This is a genomic window from Nocardia sp. NPDC127579, from assembly GCF_042672005.1.
Taxonomy (GTDB): Bacteria; Actinomycetota; Actinomycetes; order Mycobacteriales; family Mycobacteriaceae; genus Nocardia.
Genome location: NZ_JBHXVZ010000003.1, coordinates 482,149 through 499,986, shown reverse-complemented (window position 1 = coordinate 499,986; position 17,838 = coordinate 482,149). Strand labels below are relative to the sequence as shown.

Annotated in this window: 16 protein-coding genes; 7 read left to right on the top strand and 9 right to left on the bottom strand. The window is 69.9% G+C overall.

The window, feature by feature from the left end:
* The first annotated feature begins 60 nt into the window (after positions 1-60).
* The 3 genes from ACFVMC_RS14640 (at position 61) to ACFVMC_RS14630 (ending at position 6,044) form a co-directional block, all read left to right on the top strand.
* Positions 61-3,393 carry a UvrD-helicase domain-containing protein gene (locus tag ACFVMC_RS14640; RefSeq protein ID WP_379210362.1) on the top strand — a complete coding sequence of 1,111 codons (3,333 nt, stop codon included), beginning with the start codon at positions 61-63 and terminating at the stop codon, positions 3,391-3,393.
* A gap of 43 nt (positions 3,394-3,436) precedes the next feature.
* Positions 3,437-5,356: an exodeoxyribonuclease V subunit alpha gene (gene recD, locus ACFVMC_RS14635; protein WP_379210360.1), complete on the top strand. Its 1,920-nt coding sequence runs from the start codon at positions 3,437-3,439 to the stop codon at positions 5,354-5,356.
* Between the two features lie 112 nt (positions 5,357-5,468).
* Positions 5,469-6,044 carry a pyridoxamine 5'-phosphate oxidase family protein gene (locus ACFVMC_RS14630; RefSeq protein WP_379210358.1) on the top strand — a complete coding sequence of 192 codons (576 nt, stop codon included), beginning with the start codon at positions 5,469-5,471 and terminating at the stop codon, positions 6,042-6,044.
* A 1-nt stretch (position 6,045) separates the two neighbouring features.
* Here the strand turns inward: ACFVMC_RS14630 and ACFVMC_RS14625 are convergent, their stop codons facing one another.
* A complete protein-coding gene (locus ACFVMC_RS14625; RefSeq protein ID WP_379210356.1) occupies positions 6,046-6,915 on the bottom strand; it encodes an amidohydrolase family protein in 870 nt (289 codons plus the stop codon).
* Positions 6,912-7,946, bottom strand: a complete 1,035-nt coding sequence (locus ACFVMC_RS14620) for a nucleoside hydrolase (protein WP_379210355.1) — start codon at positions 7,944-7,946, stop codon at positions 6,912-6,914. The genes ACFVMC_RS14625 and ACFVMC_RS14620 overlap by 4 nt, the downstream gene beginning before the upstream one ends.
* Positions 7,947-8,042: 96 nt before the next feature.
* On the opposite strand from ACFVMC_RS14620, the gene ACFVMC_RS14615 reads away from it, so the two are divergent.
* A complete protein-coding gene (locus ACFVMC_RS14615; RefSeq protein ID WP_379210353.1) occupies positions 8,043-8,612 on the top strand; it encodes a TetR family transcriptional regulator in 570 nt (189 codons plus the stop codon).
* Positions 8,613-8,636: 24 nt separating this feature from the next.
* Here the strand turns inward: ACFVMC_RS14615 and ACFVMC_RS14610 are convergent, their stop codons facing one another.
* The 3 genes from ACFVMC_RS14610 to ACFVMC_RS14600 all read right to left on the bottom strand — a co-directional run bounded on the left by ACFVMC_RS14610 (position 8,637) and on the right by ACFVMC_RS14600 (position 12,637).
* Positions 8,637-9,518: a universal stress protein gene (locus tag ACFVMC_RS14610; protein ID WP_379210351.1), complete on the bottom strand. Its 882-nt coding sequence runs from the start codon at positions 9,516-9,518 to the stop codon at positions 8,637-8,639.
* 103 nt (positions 9,519-9,621) lie between these two features.
* A complete protein-coding gene (locus ACFVMC_RS14605) occupies positions 9,622-11,148 on the bottom strand; it encodes an MFS transporter (RefSeq protein WP_379210589.1) in 1,527 nt (508 codons plus the stop codon).
* Between the two features lie 142 nt (positions 11,149-11,290).
* Positions 11,291-12,637, bottom strand: a complete 1,347-nt coding sequence (locus ACFVMC_RS14600; RefSeq protein WP_379210350.1) for a CoA transferase — start codon at positions 12,635-12,637, stop codon at positions 11,291-11,293.
* Positions 12,638-12,721: 84 nt separating this feature from the next.
* Here ACFVMC_RS14600 and ACFVMC_RS14595 point away from each other — a divergent pair, with 84 nt between their 5' ends.
* The gene (locus ACFVMC_RS14595) at positions 12,722-13,477 is read left to right on the top strand and encodes a thioesterase II family protein (protein WP_379210348.1); all 756 of its coding nucleotides are present in this window, start codon (positions 12,722-12,724) and stop codon (positions 13,475-13,477) included.
* 4 nt (positions 13,478-13,481) lie between these two features.
* On the opposite strand, the gene ACFVMC_RS14590 is transcribed toward ACFVMC_RS14595, so the two are convergent.
* The 4 genes from ACFVMC_RS14590 to ACFVMC_RS14575 form a co-directional block, all read right to left on the bottom strand.
* Positions 13,482-13,637 (bottom strand): hypothetical protein, encoded by a 156-nt coding sequence (locus ACFVMC_RS14590; protein ID WP_379210346.1) that lies wholly within the window; start codon positions 13,635-13,637, stop codon positions 13,482-13,484.
* A 41-nt stretch (positions 13,638-13,678) separates the two neighbouring features.
* Positions 13,679-14,071 carry a DUF2784 domain-containing protein gene (locus ACFVMC_RS14585; RefSeq protein WP_379210344.1) on the bottom strand — a complete coding sequence of 131 codons (393 nt, stop codon included), beginning with the start codon at positions 14,069-14,071 and terminating at the stop codon, positions 13,679-13,681.
* A gap of 21 nt (positions 14,072-14,092) precedes the next feature.
* A complete protein-coding gene (locus ACFVMC_RS14580; protein ID WP_379210343.1) occupies positions 14,093-15,523 on the bottom strand; it encodes an SDR family NAD(P)-dependent oxidoreductase in 1,431 nt (476 codons plus the stop codon).
* Positions 15,524-15,678: 155 nt separating this feature from the next.
* A complete protein-coding gene (locus ACFVMC_RS14575; RefSeq protein WP_379210342.1) occupies positions 15,679-16,608 on the bottom strand; it encodes an alpha/beta fold hydrolase in 930 nt (309 codons plus the stop codon).
* Between the two features lie 235 nt (positions 16,609-16,843).
* On the opposite strand from ACFVMC_RS14575, the gene ACFVMC_RS14570 reads away from it, so the two are divergent.
* Positions 16,844-17,530, top strand: coding sequence for a TetR/AcrR family transcriptional regulator (locus tag ACFVMC_RS14570; protein ID WP_379210341.1), 687 nt, complete (start codon positions 16,844-16,846; stop codon positions 17,528-17,530).
* Between the two features lie 72 nt (positions 17,531-17,602).
* Positions 17,603-17,830, top strand: a complete 228-nt coding sequence (locus ACFVMC_RS14565) for a hypothetical protein (RefSeq protein WP_379210340.1) — start codon at positions 17,603-17,605, stop codon at positions 17,828-17,830.
* The last annotated feature ends 8 nt before the right edge of the window (positions 17,831-17,838 follow it).

Genomic DNA, 17,838 nt, shown 5'->3' with positions numbered 1-17,838 from the left:
TCGAGTAGGTCGTGCCGAGTCGGAAGTGGGGTTGGCCGTGAGGGTTCCGGGGTGGTTCCGGTGACCGTGCAGGATGTCGCGTTCACGCCCGAGGAGACGGCGCAGCCGGGACGGTTCGATCCGTTCGCGGCGTTGCCGACCGGAACCACGGTGCTGGAAGCCAGTGCGGGTACGGGAAAGACCCACGCCATCGTGGGCCTGGCGGTGCGGTATGTGGCCGAAGCCGGGGTGGGGATCTCGGAGCTGCTGCTGGTGACCTTCAGCAGGGCCGCGACCCAGGAACTGCGCGAGCGTGCCCGGGAACGGTTCGTGGTGGTGGCCGACGCGCTGGCCGACCCGGAGCTGGCGCGAGCGCACCGGGACGAGCTGGTTCGTCATCTGGCACAGGCGGATTCGGCGGAGGTGCGCGGGCGACGGGAACGACTGCTGGTCGCGCTCTCGGATTTCGACGCGGGCACCATCGTCACCACGCACAGCTTCTGCCAGCGGATGCTCGACGAGCTCGGGCTGGCCGGGGAACACGACCCGGGAGCGCGGCTGGTGGACAGTGTGGACGACCTGGTCCGGACGGTGGCCGACGACCTCTACCTGCATCGGTACGCGCGGACCGAACCGCCGTTCACGCTGAAGGAAGCCCACACGCTGGGCCTGGCCGCCGTCGGGGACCGGCATGCCATCCTCGCCCCCGAGGGTGACGGCGCCCCCGGACAGCGGGTGGCCTTCGCCGCCGCCGTGCGCGCCGAGACCGAACGCCGCAAACGCCTTGCGGGACTGCGGGATTTCGACGATCTGCTGGTCCTGCTGCATGACGTGCTCGCCGATCCGGAGCACGGCCCGCGCGCCCGGGCCCGTATCCGTGCCCGCTACCGCGTCGCCCTGGTCGACGAATTCCAGGACACCGACCCACTCCAGTGGGACATCCTGCGCCTGGCCTTCCACGGCCACACCGCCATGGTCCTGGTCGGCGATCCGAAGCAGGCCATCTACGCCTTCCGCGGCGCCGAGGTGCTCAGTTACCTCGATGCCGTCGCCCACGCGGACCACCGCTGCGAACTCGACACCAACTGGCGCAGCGACGCCGGTCTGCTGGCCGCCCTGGACCACCTGCACGGCGGAGCGGCCTTGGGGCACAAGGACATCAGCGTGTACCCGGTGACCCCGACCCGCGCGTGGTCGCGCCTGTCCGGTCCCGCCGACCTGGTCACCCCCCTGCGGATTCGCTGCCTGCCCCGAACCGGGGCGGGCCCGCTCAACAAATCCGGATTCCCCGCGGTCGGCCGCCTGCGCGCCAAGGTCGCCGAAGACCTCGCCGCCGACCTCGTCCGCCTCCTGGAATCCGAGACCATCCTCGCCGATCCCCGCTCGGTCACCCCGGCCGACGACTCCTCGCCGGGGCGGCGGATCGGGCCCGGGGACATCGCTGTGCTGGTGCGTACCCGATCGCAAGTCGATGTGGTCCGCGCCGCGCTGGACAAGGTCGGGGTCGCGTCGGTGCTGGCGGGCGGCACCAGTGTCTTCGCGACCGGCAGCGCGACCGACTGGCTGTGGGTGCTGCGGGCGCTGGAGCAGCCGCATCGGTCCGACCGGGTGCGGCTGGCCGCGTGTACGCCGCTGTTCGGGGTGACCGCGGCCGAGATCGACAGTGGCGGTGCCGATCTCGTCGGGCAGGTCAGTGCGCAGCTGCGGGATGCGGCGCGGCTGTTCGTCCGGGCCGGGTTCGCCGCCGTATTCGAAAAGCTCTCGGTGGAAACGAATCTGGCGCAGCGGTTGCTGACGGTGGCGAACGGGGAGCGCGAGCTCACCGATCTGCGGCACATCGCGCAATTGCTGGATCAGGTGTCACTCGGCGAAGGACTGGGCCTGACCGCGCTGACCCGCTGGCTCACCGACCGGGTCCGCGACCCCGCGTCCGGATCGGTCGCCGACCGTAGCCGCCGCCTCGATCGTGATGCCGCCGCCGTGCAGATCGCCACCGTGCACGCCAGCAAGGGGCTCGAATTCCCGGTCGTGTACCTGCCTTTCGCGTGGGACAGCGCGAAGAACCCGTACCTGGCGACGCTGCTGTTCCACGACGACACCGGCGCCCGCGTGCTGGATGTCGGCGGCCAGGAGGCGACCGGATTCGCCGAACGCAAATCGCGCGCCGAGGCCGAGGAGGCGGGGGAGGAGCTGCGGCTGCTGTACGTGGCGCTGACCCGGGCGATGTGCCAGGTCGTTGCGTGGTGGGCGCCCGCCATCACGACGGCCTCGGCTCCACTGCATCGCATGATCCTCGGACGACCGGACCGCGGTGACATCGTCTCGAGCCGGGCCGCTGTGCCCGCCGACAGCGAAGCGGTGCACCGCATTTCGGCCTGGGCCGGACCGGCCATCTCGGTCACCGGCGTGGATACCGCCGAAGCCGTGGAGCTGCGCCGGATCCGCACCGAGCCGGTATCGAGCGACCTGGCGGCCGCCCACTTCACCCGCACCCTGGACCAGCAGTGGCGGCGCACCTCCTACTCGGCGCTCACCGCCGGTGCGCACGACCTCGCCGGCACCGCATCGGACGAGCACGCTACCGACGAACCCGACGCCCCGCTGCCCGACGACACCGAACTGCCTGCCGCGCCGTCCCTGATGAATGCCCTGCCCTACGGTGCGGAATTCGGCACACTGGTGCACGGTGTGCTGGAAGTGATCGACCGCGACGTCGCGGACCTCGCCACCGAGGTGCATACCCGCTGCCGCACCGCCGTCGACGAACTCATGGCCGAGATCGATCCGTCCCTGCTCGGCACGGCACTGCTCGCCGTTCTGCGCACACCCCTCGGATTCGGTTGTCTCGCCGATATTTCCGGTCGCGACCAACTGAACGAACTCGAATTCGAACTGCCGCTCTCCGGCGGAGACACGCCTGCCACCCACACCGCCACGCTCCGTCAGATCGCCGCCCTGCTGCGCGAACACCTCCCACCCGGCGACGAGTTCCTGCCCTACGCCGACCATGTGGCCGCACTGGACGACGTCCCCCTGCGCGGCTATCTCACCGGCAGCATCGATGCGGTCCTTCGGGTCGGATCCCGCTTCGTGATCGTCGACTACAAGACCAACCGCCTGGGCACCGGCGACCTCACCGTCGACCACTACACCCGCGACCGCATGTCCGCCGAGATGCAACGCTCGCACTATCCCCTGCAGGCCCTGCTGTATTCCGTTGCGCTGCACCGCTACCTGCGCTGGCGCCTGCCGGACTACAACCCGGTAGAGCATCTGGGCGGCTCCTGCTATCTGTTCGTGCGCGGCATGATCGGCCCCGACACCCCCACCGGGCGCGGGGTGTTCGACTGGAAACCACCGGCCGAACTGATCGTCGAGCTGTCGGACCTGTTGGCAGGAGAGGCGGCCCGATGACTGTCGACGGTGTGCGGCGATGTGATGTGGTTCGGGGGTGGCGGTGACGTCGATTCAGGTCGCGCAGCGGGGGACCGGGTTGCTGCGTACGTTCAACGAGGCCGGGGTGTTGTCGGCGGCGGATGTGCATGTGGCGGTCCGGCTGGGGCGGCTGGGGCAGGAGGCGTCCGAGGAGGTGCTGTTCGCGGCGGCGTTGGCGGTGCGGGCGGTGCGGTCCGGATCGGTGTGTCTGGAATTGGATCGGATGCGCGAGATCGGGGTGGACGCCGACGAGAGCTGGGAGGCGGGCAGCGGTGTCGATCCGGCGACGCTGCCGTGGCCGGATTCCGCGGCGGTGGTGGCCGCGCTCGGGGCCAGCCCGCTGGTGCTCGGCGGCCGGGCCGGGCCGTTGCGGCCGTTGCGGCTGGTGCCGGGGGATCGCGGTGGTGGGCCGCTGCTCTACCTGGATCGCTACTTTCAGCAGGAGCAGACGATTCGGCGGGTACTGACCGAACGGTCCGGGAGTCATCCGGTGGTGGATCCCGCATTCGTGCGGCAGGAACTGGATCGACTGTTCGACGGCCCGGCGGGCATCGCGCCGGACCGCCAGCGACTGGCGGCGGCGCTGGCCGCCACCCACTGGACGACGGTGGTCGCGGGTGGCCCGGGTACCGGTAAAACACATACGATCGCCCGGATCCTGGCCCTGCTGGACAGCCATCAGAAGCGAAATCCGAAACTGTCGGCGCTGCGGATCGCGTTGGCCGCGCCGACGGGCAAGGCCGCCGCGCGATTGCAGGAGGCGGTGCGCGAGCAGGCCGATCCGCTGGGTCTGCCGGAGCTGACCGCTTCCACCCTGCACCGCCTGCTCGGCTGGCAGCGCAGCCGCGGCAACCGGTTCAAGTACCACGAGTTCAACCGGCTGCCCTACGACGTGATCGTGGTCGACGAAACCTCGATGGTGTCACTGACCATGATGAGCAGCCTGCTGGCGGCGTTGCGCCCGGACACCCGCCTGGTCCTGGTCGGCGACCCCGACCAGCTCGCCTCCGTGGACGCTGGCGCGGTACTGGCCGACCTCGTCGCGGGCCCGGTGGTGGGCGAACCGAATCCGGTGCTCGACGAGATCGTGGCCGCCGGGTCCGGTGCAGCGCCGCCCGAGGCGGGGGCGGAATCGCTGACCGCACTCGAGCGCACCCGAATGCGCGGCGGCATCGTCCGGCTCACGCGCGGACGGCGTTTCGGCGGCCGGATCGCCGATCTCGCCGTGGCGGTCCGCGCCGGCGACGCCGAGACCGCACTGGATCTGCTGCGGGCGGGCGGCGAATTGTCGTTGTGCACACCGGAGAACACCGCGCCGGTGCGCGCCGATGTGGTCGCCGCGGCCCGCGCGGTCAGCGACGCCGCCCTCGCCGGTGATGCCTCAGGCGCGCTCACCGCCCTGGAATCACACCGGCTGCTGTGCGCCCACCGGCAGGGCCCGTTCGGCGTCGAACGCTGGGATCGCATGGCCGGCGACTGGGCCGCCGCCGCGGGCGCGGGCCCCGAATCCCAGCAGACCCCGTGGTATCCCGGCCAACCCCTGCTGGTCACCGCGAACGATCACGAGGCCCGCATCTACAACGGCGACACCGGCGTCATCGTCCGCCGGCCCGACGGGTCGCTGCGCGCCGCCCTACAGCGCGGCAGCGAACCCTATCTGGTGCACCCCACTCAATTCCCCTCCGTGGTAACGGTTTTCGCGATGACCATCCACCGCAGCCAAGGCAGCCAATACGACACGGTCTCGGTCGTGCTCCCCGAACCCGAATCCACGCTGCTCACCCGCGAACTCCTCTACACCGCCATCACCCGCGCCCGCCGCCACGTCCGCATCATCGGCACCGACGAATCCATCCGCGCGGCCATCGCCCGCCGCGTCCTGCGCGCCAGCGGCCTGTCCCGCACTCCGCCGCCCAGCGGAGAACATCGCGGCGGTCGGTGAGCCGGACGACTTCCGGCGGTGAGATCAGCCTCAGTCGGGTTCGTGGATGCGGGGTGCGGACTAGGCTCGAAGGAGCCGTCCTTGCTGGTTGGGGCGGGGAAGGGTGGTTGCGATGGCCAAGGTGTTCACACACCTCGACGAGGGATTGCGGAAGTTCATCGACGCGCAGTCGATGTTCTTCGTGGCGACCGCGGGGGCGCAGGGGCGGGTCAATCTGTCTCCCAAGGGGTATCGAGACACCTTCGCGGTGATCGACGATCACACCTTCGCGTATCTGGACCTGTTCGGCAGTGGCGCGGAGACCATCGCGCATCTGCGGGACAACGGGCGGATCACGATCATGTTCTGCTCCTTCAGCCGGAACTCGAAGATTCTGCGGCTGTTCGGCACCGGCCGGCTGGTGCGCCCCGATTCCGCGGAGTTCGAGACCTATCGGCCGCATTTCGGACTGCAACATCCGGGCCTGCGCGGCGCCATCGTGGTCTCGGTGGACCGGATCGCGGATTCCTGCGGCTACTCGATCCCGTATCTCGAACTCGTCGACGAGCGTCCGGCGCTGGATGCACTGCACGCGCGACGGACCGAGGAGCAGTTCGCCACCCGTATCGCGGGCGACAACGCGACCAGTATCGACGGTTTCCCGGCGCTGGAGCCGGATCACCCGCTGCCATCGAGTATCCCGAGGTAGGTCAGTCCAGGTCGAAGAGCCGGGCTCCATTGTCGTGCAGGACCTTCCGGAGCCAATCCGCGCCCAGGTCGAGCCGTTCCAGGGCGCGGACCTGGTGGGCATAGGGGTAGGGGATGTTGGGGAAGTCGGTGCCGAACAGCACGCGATCGCCGAGGTCGAGCAACCGGGGATGCTCGGCCCTCGGATAGGGGGCGTCGGCCTCGGTGAAGTCGGTCCAGACCATGGTGGTGTCGAGGTGGACCCCCTCGTAACGCTCGGCCAGATCGAGGAATTCGGAGTATTCCGGGGTGCCCATGTGAGCGATGATCAGGCGCAGTCGCGGAAAGCGTTCCAGCAGTGCGGCAATCGGGTCCGGACCGGTGAACGTGCCGGGCGCCGGACCGGATCCGCAATGGATAAGAACCGGAACCCGCGCCTCGGCGAGCAGCCCCCAGACCGGGCGCAGCAGCGGATCGCCGGGATGGAAATCGCCGACCTGGATGTGCACCTTGAACAGTCGCGCCCCGGACTCGACCGCGTCCTCCACGTAGGAGTCCGCGCCGTGCTCGGGAAAGAAGGTTGCCGTGTGCAGGCAGTCGGGCGTGCGCGCCGCGAAATCGGCCGCCCACTCGTTGAGCCACGCCGCCATATCCGGCTTGTGCGGATAGACCAGGGACGTGAACGCGCGAACACCGAAGTCGCGCAGGGTCTTCAACCGCACCTGCTCGTCGTCGCGGTAGGTGATCGGCAACTCGCGGCCGGTCAGCGGGCCCGCGGAATCGAAGTACGCCCATACCTTGCGTAATACCTGTTCCGGCATGAAATGGGTATGGACGTCGACGAATCCGGGCACGCCCAGGCGGGCGCGGAGATCGGCGAGATAGTCGGTCATCGCGCCTCCGAGGCAGGGTAGAGCGTGCGGGCCAAATCGCCGACGCGGGTGACGAGCCGATCGAAGAACAGCGCCGGGTCGGTGCCGATCACGATGTCGGCGTTGGGTTCCCGGCCCCACATGCCCGCCCAGTCGGCGACGGTGGTGGCGCGGGTGAGCGTGCCCGTGAGCTCGACGTCGACGGTGGCGGGCCGGAGTTCGGCCAGTGCGGGGTCCAGTGCGACCGCCGCGGCGAACGGGTCGTGCATGTGCGCGAGATAGCCCTGGTCGTAGTGCCGATGGAATTCGAAGTAGAACCGCACCGCGTCGCTGATGTGCCGCACGATCGGATTCGGGGCCACCGATCGAGTACCGGGCGGATCGCTCTCGGCGACCAGTTCCACGCTGCCGGTGCGTTCGGCGAGCTGCCGCAGGTGGTGCGGTCGCATCTCGATCGTCTCGGTGATGTCGAGCGCGCACACGATCGGCCGAGCGGGCGCCGCGCCGAAGGCGTCGAACACCGCCTTGGCGGCTTCCGGGTCGACGTGTACGTTCCACTCGTTGGTCGGGGTGGTGTTGCCCGGATGGTTGAAGGACCCGCCCATGATCACCAGGCGACGCAGCAACCGGGGCAGTTCCGGTTCGATCCGCAGGGCCAGCGCGAGATTCGTCAGCGGGCCGGTGCACAGGCCGAGGAGTCGACCCGGATGCGCCCGGGCCAGATCGACCCACATCTGCGCGGCCGTGCGATCCGACAGCGCACGGGTGGATTCCGGTAGTTCGGCGTAGCCGATTCCCTGCGGGCCGTGTGTGTCCTCGGTGGTGCGCAACGGAATCGCCAGCGGCGCGGAGGCGCCGAGCGCGACTTCGATATCCGGTGCCCGGCACAGATCCAGCCAGGCCAGATTGTTGGCGGCGACCTGTTTGGCGGAGACATTGCCGGCGGTAGCGGCGATTCCGACGATCTCGGCGTCGGGAGAGGCCAGAAGGTAGAGCAGGGCGAGGGAGTCGTCGATTCCGGTATCGACATCCACGATGATCTGCTGCCGCACGCGTCGAGCCTAGCCAGCGTGTCCCCGGCAACCCGCCACCCACCCATAGAACGATCGTCTTGGACAACTGTCTTAGACGTGCGGTAGGGTGGCGGGATGGGAAACCGGGAAGACCTCTTGGCAGGCGCACGCAAGGCGATCATGGAACGCGGAGTCGCCAAGACCACCGCGCGCGATATCGCCGCCGCGGCGGGAGTGAGCCTGGCCGCCATCGGCTACCACTTCGGTTCCAAGGACCGCCTGATCACCGAGGCGCTCGCCGAGGCGCTGGGTACCGGCATCGGCGACGCCATGGACGCGCTCATCCGCGCCACCGCCGGCCGTCCACTGCCGGAGGCCTTCGCGGCGATGGTCGACGGTCTGCCCGCCGTTTTCACCGACCAGCGCGAAGCCATGCTCGCCAGCCTGGAGAACCTGTTGCGGGTGAGCCGCTCCGCGGAGTCGCGCAGCTTCATGACCGACGCCATGCCTCAGGCCCATCGCGATATCGCCCGAACCCTGATCGAGACGCACCCGCAGCTGACGGCCGAGGAAGCCGACGGCCTGGCCGCCCTGTACTTCTCGCTGGCGCAGGGGCTTTCGGTGCTGTGGATGATCAGCGACGAGCAGACCCTGCCGACCGGAACACACTTGGTCGCGGCGATGTCCGCGCTCCGGGAGCGGTAGCGTCGCAGGACGCGAGATCTCGTGCTACCGAATCGATTCCGCGTCACGCACCACGACGATCGGGCGCTCGGCCGAATGGACCAGCGCGGCGCTCGTCGAGCCGAGCAGCATGCCCGCGAAACCGCCGCGGCCGTGGCTGCCGACCACGATCAACTGCGCGTCCGCCGATTCGTCCAGCAGCGCCCGGACCGGTCGGTCGGGGGCGACGATACTGCGGACCGCCACGTCCGGATATCGCTCGCGGTACCCGGCCAGCTGTTCACCCAGCAGCGCCCGCTCGGTGTCCTGTACCGCGTCCCAGCCGGGAACGGGGACATCCAATCCGGTGACGTCGGTCCAGGTGTGCAGGGCGGTCACGCCGACACCGCGCAGCGCGGCCTCGGCGAAGGCGAACTCGATCGCGGGCACGCTGTTCTTCGTGCCGTCCACCCCGACCAGGATCGGCTGGGCCGCCGATTCCGGGTCGATGCCCGCGCTGTCGTGGATCACCGCGACCGGGCAGCGGGCATGCCGGACCAGGGCGCTGCTCACCGAGCCGAGCAGCCCGCGCCGCAGCGCGCCGCGGCCATGGGAACCGAGCACGATCATGCTCGCCCGGTCCGAGCGATCGATCAGAGCGGGCGTGATCCGCTCGAAGGTCACCTCGGTCTCGAGGTCGAGCTCCGCGGGGGTCGCCGCGCGGGCGGTTCGCACGGCCGCCGCGAGCACTTCGTCGCCATCGCGCCGCAACGACTCGGTGTCGGCTTCGGCGAGCGTCGTACCCGGGGCGAAGCCGGCGGCCGATGCCACCGAGGTGAGCAGTTGCAGGGGCCGGCGCCGCAGCCCGGCTTCGACGGCCGCCCAGACGACGGCCTGATCGGAACTCGCGGAACCGTCGACGGCTGCGATCATCGGATATTCGGCCATGACCTTGCCTTTCTCGTCGAATTGCGGCCGAGCTCGCTACTTCCATCATCCCCGAGAAACCAGGGCGGGTCACGGTTCGGAGCGTGCGCGCTGCGGCGCCGGGTCAGTCGTCGCCGCTGTAGTCACCGGGTGGGAGAGCCCGCAGACGCCGGAAGGCGACGACGGCGACGGTCAGCGATGCGAGCCCGGCGATGCCGGCCGTGAGGTGCACGCCGTGCAGGAATGCGTCCCGTGCGGCGTGCAGGACCGACTCACCGAGCGCCGCGGGCAGCGTCGCCGCGACGTCGACGGCCGCGCCGAGGGTGTCGCGGACCGGCCCGGCCGCGTCGGCGGGCAGGTCGGCCGGTAGGCCGGTGCTGAGGTCGCCGCGGTAGATCGCGATGCTGATGCTGCCCAGAATCGAGATGCCCAGGGCGCCGCCGAGTTCCGCGCCGGTCTCCGAGACGCCGGAGGCCGCACCGGCCTGTTCCGGGGGAGCGGAACCCACGATGATCTCGGTGGTGATGCCGAAGACCGGGGCCAGGCCGAGTGAGCACAGGACCGAGGCGGCCAGCGCCATGCCGTAACCGGCGTCGGCGCGCAGCAGCGTCATCATGAGCAGGCCGACACCGGCCAGCGCCATTCCGCCGCCGATCAGAGAGGCCGGGCGCACCACGCGCACGATCCGGGGCGTGAGCTGTGAGCCGATGAGGAAGCCGAGACCCGAGGGCGCCAACACCAGACCGGTCGCCAGCGGTGTCATGCCGAGCACGAGCTGGAAGTACTGCGCGACGAACAGGAAGTACCCGAACGCGACGAAGATGCCGATCATATTGACCAGCAGGGCGATCCGGAACGTGCTCTCCCGGAACAGGCGCAGATCCAGCATGGGATCGTCCTGGGTGAGCTGGCGGCGCACGAAGATCGCACCGAGGCCAAGTCCGCCGAGCAGGGCGGCGACGGCCGCGACGTCCACACCGTCCTGCGCGATCTGCTTCATGCCGAAGACCGTCGCGATCATCGCGGCCACGCACAGTGCCGCGCTGATCGGATCGAGCCGGCCCGCCGCCTCGTCCCGGAATTCGGGCAGCACCTTCGGGCCCAGCACCAGCAACAGCAGCATCACCGGCACCGCGAGCAGGAACACCGAGCCCCACCAGAACTGCTCGAGCAGGAACCCGCCGAAGATCGGGCCGACCGCGCCGCCGGTGGAGAACGCGCCGACCCACACCCCGACCGCGACCGCCCGCTGCTGCGGATCGCGGAACATGTTGAAGATCAACGACAGTGTGGACGGTGCCACCGTCGCCCCCGCGATGCCGAGCAGCGCCCGGCACACGATGAGCGTCTCCGCGGACGGCGCGAACGCCGCCACGATCGATACCACCGTGAACAGCGCTGCCCCGATCAACAGCATTCGGCGCCGGCCGACCCGGTCGCCGAGCGTGCCCATGGTGATCAGCAGGCCCGCCACCATGAACCCGTAGATATCGATGATCCAGAGCAGCTGGGCGCTGGTCGGCTGGAGATCCGAACTGATCATCGGCACCGCGAGGTGCAGGACCGTCATATCCATCGCGTAGACCAGGCAGGCCAGCGCCAGGACGATCAACCCGATCCATTCGGTGCGCCCGGCACGCGGGACGAGCACGGTGTCACCCGGGAGACGATCACTGCTGGTGGACACGGACGTTCCTTCCGGCGGGGCTGCTGGCGGCGAATCGTGGAACCACCATCTCAGCTCCCACCGACACGTTCCGCAAAGCATTTTCCGGCGGCCCCGCCGGGCGGGGTCAGCGGCTGTACACGGGCCAGGCGGCCTCGTCACCTCCGTATTCCGGTGCGGCCCAGAGATAGTCGGGATACTCGGCCAGGGCGGGCGCGGCGGTGATGGTGTTGTCGCGATAGACCGCCGCGGCGGGGCTGGGCAGGGCCGGATTGGGGTGGCTGGGCGTTCGGTCGGGCGCGGTCAGCAACCAGGACGCGGTGCGCGCCAACGACACTCGCACGTCCCGGCCGATCCCGTCGAAGACCCGCGCGACGAGCGCGTCGATGATTCCGGCGGCCAGCAGATACCCGGACGCGTGGTCCAGCGCCTGCGCGGGCAGTGCGCCCGGTACCGACGGCGCGCCCTCGGTGATCGCGATCCCGGTCGCGGCCTGCACGATGCTGTCGAACCCGCGCCGCTCACCCCACGGCCCCGACTCGCCCCACGCGCTGATCCGGGCATGGACCAGACCCGGCCGCACCTGCGTATTCAGCCCGGCCTGTTCGAGCGCGCCCGGACGGTAGCCGGTCACCAGCACATCGGCGGTGGACAGCAGTTCGTCGAACACGGCCCACTCGGCGCGCAGATCCAGCAGGGTGGAACGCTTGCCCTGACCGGTGTCGAGGAACTGCCACGGAATCTCCGGCAGCTGCGGCGGATCGATGCGCAGTACTTCGGCGCCGAGCAGCGCCAGCGACCGGGTGGCGACCGGTCCCGCGATCACCCGCGTCAGGTCCAGCACCCGTACTCCCCGTAACGGCTGGAACGGCGTGGGATCGGAGCGGTACCGCGGGGCGGCGCGGTCGGCCCGCGGCTCGATGGCGACCAGGGGGCCCGCGGCCGCCGCCTGCGCCTGCGGTTCGACGGCCCATTCGTCCTCGGTGCGCACCCGGACGGCGACCGCCCCGACCGCGGCCGCGTTCTCCTCGATGTCGGCGGCGCGGGTCATCGCGAGCATGGCGACCGCGAGATCGAGCGGAGCCTCGGGCGGCAGGCCCAGCGCGGCGAGTAGCCGGACGCGATGGTGCGGATAGTTGGCGTGGGTGCGGACCCAGCCGTCGAAGGTCGGGAAGAAACCGGACAGGTCGCCGAACATCGGTACCTGGCGGCCGTCGACCCGTAATAATTGGTCGCTGCGGAAGGCTGCGTTGATCCGCATCGGATCGATCCGATGCGGTACCGGCGCCAGCCGATTCGCCTGCCGATGCCGGTTGGCGGCGGCGGTCAGCGCCGCCACCGACCCGGCGGCGAGGTCCCAGACCGGAAGTGTCGCAGCGAGATTGCTTCCGGGATCGGGGGCTGGATCGATGGGCGAGCCGGGTACCCCGATACCGGCTTCGTAGTCGTGGAGCAGTCGTGCGTGCGCGATCACCTGCTCGACCTTAGTCGTGTGACGCGTTTGTCGGGGGTTGGTGAAATGCTTGCATGTTACTTTCGTGGACAGGAGGACAGGGACGTGGACAAGGCGATCACCGGCACGGATTGGCTGCGGGTGTTGCGCAGCGACCCGGCACCGCGCCGGCAACTGGTTTGCTTTCCGCCGGGCGGGGGTTCGGCCACCGCGTATCGAGAGTTGGCTCGCCAGTTCGGCTCCGGCGTCGTGGTCGCCGCGGTGCAGCCGCCGGGCCGCCACGACCGGTTGGCCGATCCGGCCATCGGAGATCTGCACGAGCTCGCGGATCGCATTGCGGCGGAACTACTTCGGCAGGCACCGCTGACCGAGCTGTCGCTGTTCGGCCACAGCATGGGCGCGACCGTTGCCTACGAGACGGCGGTGCGGCTCGAACAGGGCGGCCAGCGGCTGCGCACGCTGTTCGTATCCGGCCGTCCCGCACCGACTTACGCCGAACCGGGCCGCTTGCACCTGGCCTCCGACGACGAGTTGATCGGCGATCTCGAACGGCTCGCCAACGATCCCGCCTCGGTCGCCATCCTGCGTGCCGAACCGGGGCTCGCGGAGCTCGTGCTGCCGACCGTGCGCACCGACTATCGCGCGGTGGAAACCTACACCCACCGCTCCGCCGACCCTCTGACCTGCGATATCGAGGTACTGGTCAGTACCGGCGACCCCACCGTGACCCCGGAGCAGGCCACCGGGTGGCGCGCGCACACCAGCGGCGGCTACCGCTCGCACACCTTCCCCGGTGGCCACTTCTATCTCGACGAACAACCCGCCGCGGTCGCGAAGGTCGTGGCCGCGGCGCTGACCTGAGTGTTCAGGCTGCGAGCCCGTACCGTGACATCTCGTCCTCGGCGGGCTCCTCCGCCCACTCCTCGGGGTCCAGAATCGTGGGCTGGACCTGGTGTGTCTGCCAGGAGCCGATCGAGGCGGCCCGGGCATGCTCAGCGATCCGTTCGCTCCATCCCCACATCGTTCGCTCCTCCCCTGAGCCGAAATACTTGCTCCGCCAGGTTATCTCGGCTCCCGGACCGAGCGCCACGGATTTACCGCGGCGCCGCGGCGGCGGCGGAGGTACCCGATCCAGGACACCAGCACACACACCGCGACCAGCGCGCGCACCAGATTCAGCGCCTGCTCCGGATAGATCACCCCGGTCAGATAGTGATCGATGAACCCGCTGGGCGGCAGCCCCGCCTGCCCGGCGCGGCGGCGCGCCCAGTTCTCGACATCGGTGAGCGGGCAGTCGTAACCGATCAGGATGGTTCCGAATCCCCATGCGAACGCGAGCAGGTGCAGCCAGATGGTGCGCGGCCACCGCCACGCCAGAAAGCCGCCGAGCACCACATAGACCACGAAGGCCAGGTGCACGGCCGCGGTGGCGTCGGCCGACAGCCGGTAGAACACAACACCCAGCTTAGGCGGGACTCACCAGGGGGAGGGGCGGTAGTCCTTGAGGAAGCAGCCGAACAGATCGGTGCCGTTCTCACCCTGCACGATCGGGTCGTAGACCCGGGCGGCTCCGTCGACCAGATCCAGCGGCGCGTGGAAGCCCTCGTCGGCCAGCCGCAGCTTCGTGTAGTGCGGGCGTTCGTCGGTGATCCAGCCGGTGTCGACGGCGGTCATGAGAATGCCGTCCTCCTCGAACATTTCGCGGGCGCTCGTGCGAGTCAGCATGTTCAGGGCCGCCTTGGCCATATTGGTGTGCGGGTGCCCGGGCCCCTTGTAGGCGCGGGCGAACTGGCCCTCCATCGCCGAGACGTTGACGATGTACTTGCGCCGACCCGCCGCCGCGGCCATGGCCGGCCGCAGGCGCGACACCAGGATGAACGGCGCGACCGAATTGCACAGCTGCACCTCGAGCAGTTCGGTCGGATCCACCTCGCCGACGGTCTGCACCCAGCTGTTGGTATGCGCCAGGTCCGGCACTAGACCGCCGGCGTCGATCGCGACACCGGCCGAAATCCGTTCCGGCGTGGCCGAACCCGCGACCAGCGCCAGTTCGGCGACATCGGCGGCGGTCAGTGTCGGCGCCAGCGAGGCGGTCAGCGCGGTCGGATGCGCCTGCATGGTCTTGCCGAAGCTGACCAGCTCGGGCCGCATGCCCGCCGGCAGCGGCGCGCTCTCGGCCTCCACCAGCGCCGAGTACGCGCCCGGGGAGCGGCGCACCGTCTGCGCGGCGTTGTTGATCAGGATGTCGAGCGGGCCCTGCGCGGCGACGTCGTCGGCCAGCGCCACCACTTGGGCCGGGTCGCGCAGGTCGATGCCGACCACGCGCAGCCGGTGCAGCCAGTCGGCGCTGTCGTCCATGGCGGCGAAGCGGCGGATGGCGTCATTCGGGAAGCGGGTGGTGATGGTGGTGTGCGCGCCGTCGCGCAGTAGCCGCAGCGCGATGTACATGCCGATCTTGGCCCGGCCGCCGGTGAGCAGGGCGCGTTTGCCGGACAGATCGGTGCGAGCGTCACGTTTGGCGTGACTGTCGGCGGCGCAGTCCGGGCACAGCTGGTGGTAGAAGGCATCGACCCGGGTGTAGCGCTCCTTGCAGATGTAGCAGGGGCGGGCCCGGATGAGTTCGCCCGCGCTCGCGCCCCGGGCGTTGGAGGTGAGCGGGATACCGGCGGTCTCGTCATCGATGCGGTTCGGTGAGCCGGTCGCGGTGGCGGCGACCACGGCACGATCGGCCTGCGACACCGCCGCCCGCGCCTCGGTCCGGCGCCGCTGCTTGAGCTTTTTGAACATGTGCCCCACCGCGCGCTGCACGGTGAGCGAATCCGGATGGTCCTTGTCCAGCTGCCCGGCTAGTTCGAGCACCCGCAGGCAGGTCGCGAGTTCGGTCGGATCGATGCTGCTGTCGGCCATCGGGGGTACGGGCATCCTTCGTGAGCTGGGCAATTGACCACTCATTGTCGCAAAACCGTCGGGTGTCTTGTGCGCCGCCTGTCGACAGTGCGGCCCGGATCACGCGATCGCCCGGCCGGCAGGGCTCCGATCGGGCTGACGGCGGCCCCCTCGGGTCAGGGGTGCGGGATGGTGCTCGCGCTGTCGTGCAGGTCGTCGATGAAGTTCGCGATCGCCTCGGCGACCAGGAGGGGCTCGGTGCTGGGCAGCCAGTGGTCGGCGGGAATTCCGCAGCGCCACAGCCGATCCACCCACTGCGCGCTGCCGTAGTAGAGGAACGGTGGGACCAGGACATCGGTTGTGTCCACGACCAGCTGGACCGGTACCGCGGTCCGGCGCTCACGCGGCCGCAGCAGGTGATGGGCCAGATTGGCGGCGGCGATGCGCGCGCCCGCGGCCAGATCCGAGCGCACGGTGGGGGCGATCGGGGCGTAGGTGCGGGGTATCCCGCCGAACCGTTCGATCAGCCAGGTGCGCACCCGCGGGGGATAGGCGATCCGACGGGCGGCCGTGTGGGCCGTGGCCGGGCCGTGCCGCCAGAACTTGCGATCGGTGAGCAGCTGGACGGCGCGAGCGGGCTCGGTCGCCAGTGCGCGCAGGGTGGTGCCGACGTGATCGAGGTTGGGGCCCGAGATCGCGGTGAACGAGGCGACGCGGGTATTGGCGCGGCCCTCGCAGACCGCCTCCCAGGCCTGCACCGCACCCCACCCGTGCCCGCAGACGTGCACCGGGCGGTCCGGGCTGATGGCGTCGAGCACCGCGTAGAGGTCCTCGGCCAGCCGATCGAGCCGATAGTCCCGGGGCGCAACCGGTGTGCCCGATCGACCGTGCCCGCGCACATCGAAGGCGACGACCCGGAAGCTGTCGGCGAGCAGCGTCGCCACCTCGGCCCATACGCTGTGCGTGTCGGACAGGCCGTGCACGAGCAGCAGTGGCTCCGCGTCCGGCTCGCCCCATTCGAAGACGGCGAGCCCGCCGCCCGCGGTGGGCACCCGCGACTCTCGCCACGGGTGGATGGTGCCTGCCGGGCCGGAGTGTTCGGTCATGTTCTTACCTCGGTGGAAGAGCCTGCGCGATGGGTGCCGTACCGCCGGTACGTATCCTTCGATAGTGGCAGTGCGGGTTCGCTGGAATCAAGTGACCGGGCCCGTCGGCGCTATGACCTGAATCACGCCTGCTGGGCGGCATATTCGGCTGCGGACAGGGCGATGGCCGGATGATACGAGCGCAGTGACATGGCCGCGGGGTAGACCGTACCGGCGGTACCCGTATGCTGCGTTCGTGCCCCGCCCCAGCGCTCGCTCCGCGCCGACCATCACGCGCGCGGAGATCGTCGACGCCGCCATCCGCGTGATCGACCGCGACGGCCCGCGCCCGAGCATGGACGACATCGCCCGCGAGGCCCGGATCACCAAACCCCGGCTCTACCGCCGATTCGCCGACAAGGCGGATCTGTACACCGAGATCGGCCATCGGCTGGCGACCTCCGCCGCCGCGGCGGCCGGCAGCGACCTCACGCTGGTCGTGCAGCCGCCGCGGGCGGCGCTGCGCCGGGTGCTCACCGCCTACGCCGAGAGCATTCTGGCCCATCCCAACGTCTTTCGCTTCCTGGGCCGGGCGCAGGTCGCCCAGCAGGCCGACGGGTCGGTGCTGCAATTCGATCTGGGCCGCGCGGCGGCGCACCGATTCGCCACCCAGGCCGAGGACATCGCCGATTCGCTGGCCCTGGACACCTCGGGGATCGACTACCTGGCGCGTGCCGTCGTCGGTGTGGTCGTGGCCGTCACCGATCTGTGGCTGGGTGACACCGGGCGTCCGGCTCCCGAGCGCACGGCCGAATTCGTCGAGCAGGCAGGCGAATTCGTCTGGGGGCTGCTCGACGGATTCCTGCGCCGTCAGGGCATCGCGGCCGATCCGGACACCCCGATCCTGGCCGCGCTCGCCGCGGCCGGCCGGTCCGCGGGCTGAGCGACCCGTTCCGGAAATCCCTGTGCCGCACGTACGCTGGCCCTTTGGTGTCGATGCGAGGAGTTCGGTCGGATGAACGACCCCGTGGCGGGTTTGACGGGTACGCTGACATCGCCGATCCGGGGAGCCGGGATGCTGGGCGAAGTCCTGGTGGCGATTCGTGGGGGAACGGAACTGTATATCGCGCGTGCGACGGAGCCGATTCCGGCGGGGGCCACTGTACTCGTCATCTCGGTCAATCCCGGTCGCATCGTCGATGTGGTGCCCTGGGTCGAGCTGGGATCGAATCAGCAAATATAAAGGGAGAA

Bases quoted from the DNA above. Each gene is read 5' to 3' on its own strand.
- ACFVMC_RS14630 (WP_379210358.1), top strand. From the start codon at position 5,469: ATGGCCAAGGTGTTCACACACCTCGACGAGGGATTGCGGAAGTTCATC.
- ACFVMC_RS14625 (WP_379210356.1), bottom strand. From the start codon at position 6,915: ATGACCGACTATCTCGCCGATCTCCGCGCCCGCCTGGGCGTGCCCGGA.
- ACFVMC_RS14615 (WP_379210353.1), top strand. From the start codon at position 8,043: ATGGGAAACCGGGAAGACCTCTTGGCAGGCGCACGCAAGGCGATCATG.
- ACFVMC_RS14610 (WP_379210351.1), bottom strand. From the start codon at position 9,518: ATGGCCGAATATCCGATGATCGCAGCCGTCGACGGTTCCGCGAGTTCC.
- ACFVMC_RS14590 (WP_379210346.1), bottom strand. From the start codon at position 13,637: ATGTGGGGATGGAGCGAACGGATCGCTGAGCATGCCCGGGCCGCCTCG.
- ACFVMC_RS14580 (WP_379210343.1), bottom strand. From the start codon at position 15,523: ATGGCCGACAGCAGCATCGATCCGACCGAACTCGCGACCTGCCTGCGG.
- ACFVMC_RS14575 (WP_379210342.1), bottom strand. From the start codon at position 16,608: ATGACCGAACACTCCGGCCCGGCAGGCACCATCCACCCGTGGCGAGAG.
- ACFVMC_RS14565 (WP_379210340.1), top strand. From the start codon at position 17,603: ATGAACGACCCCGTGGCGGGTTTGACGGGTACGCTGACATCGCCGATC.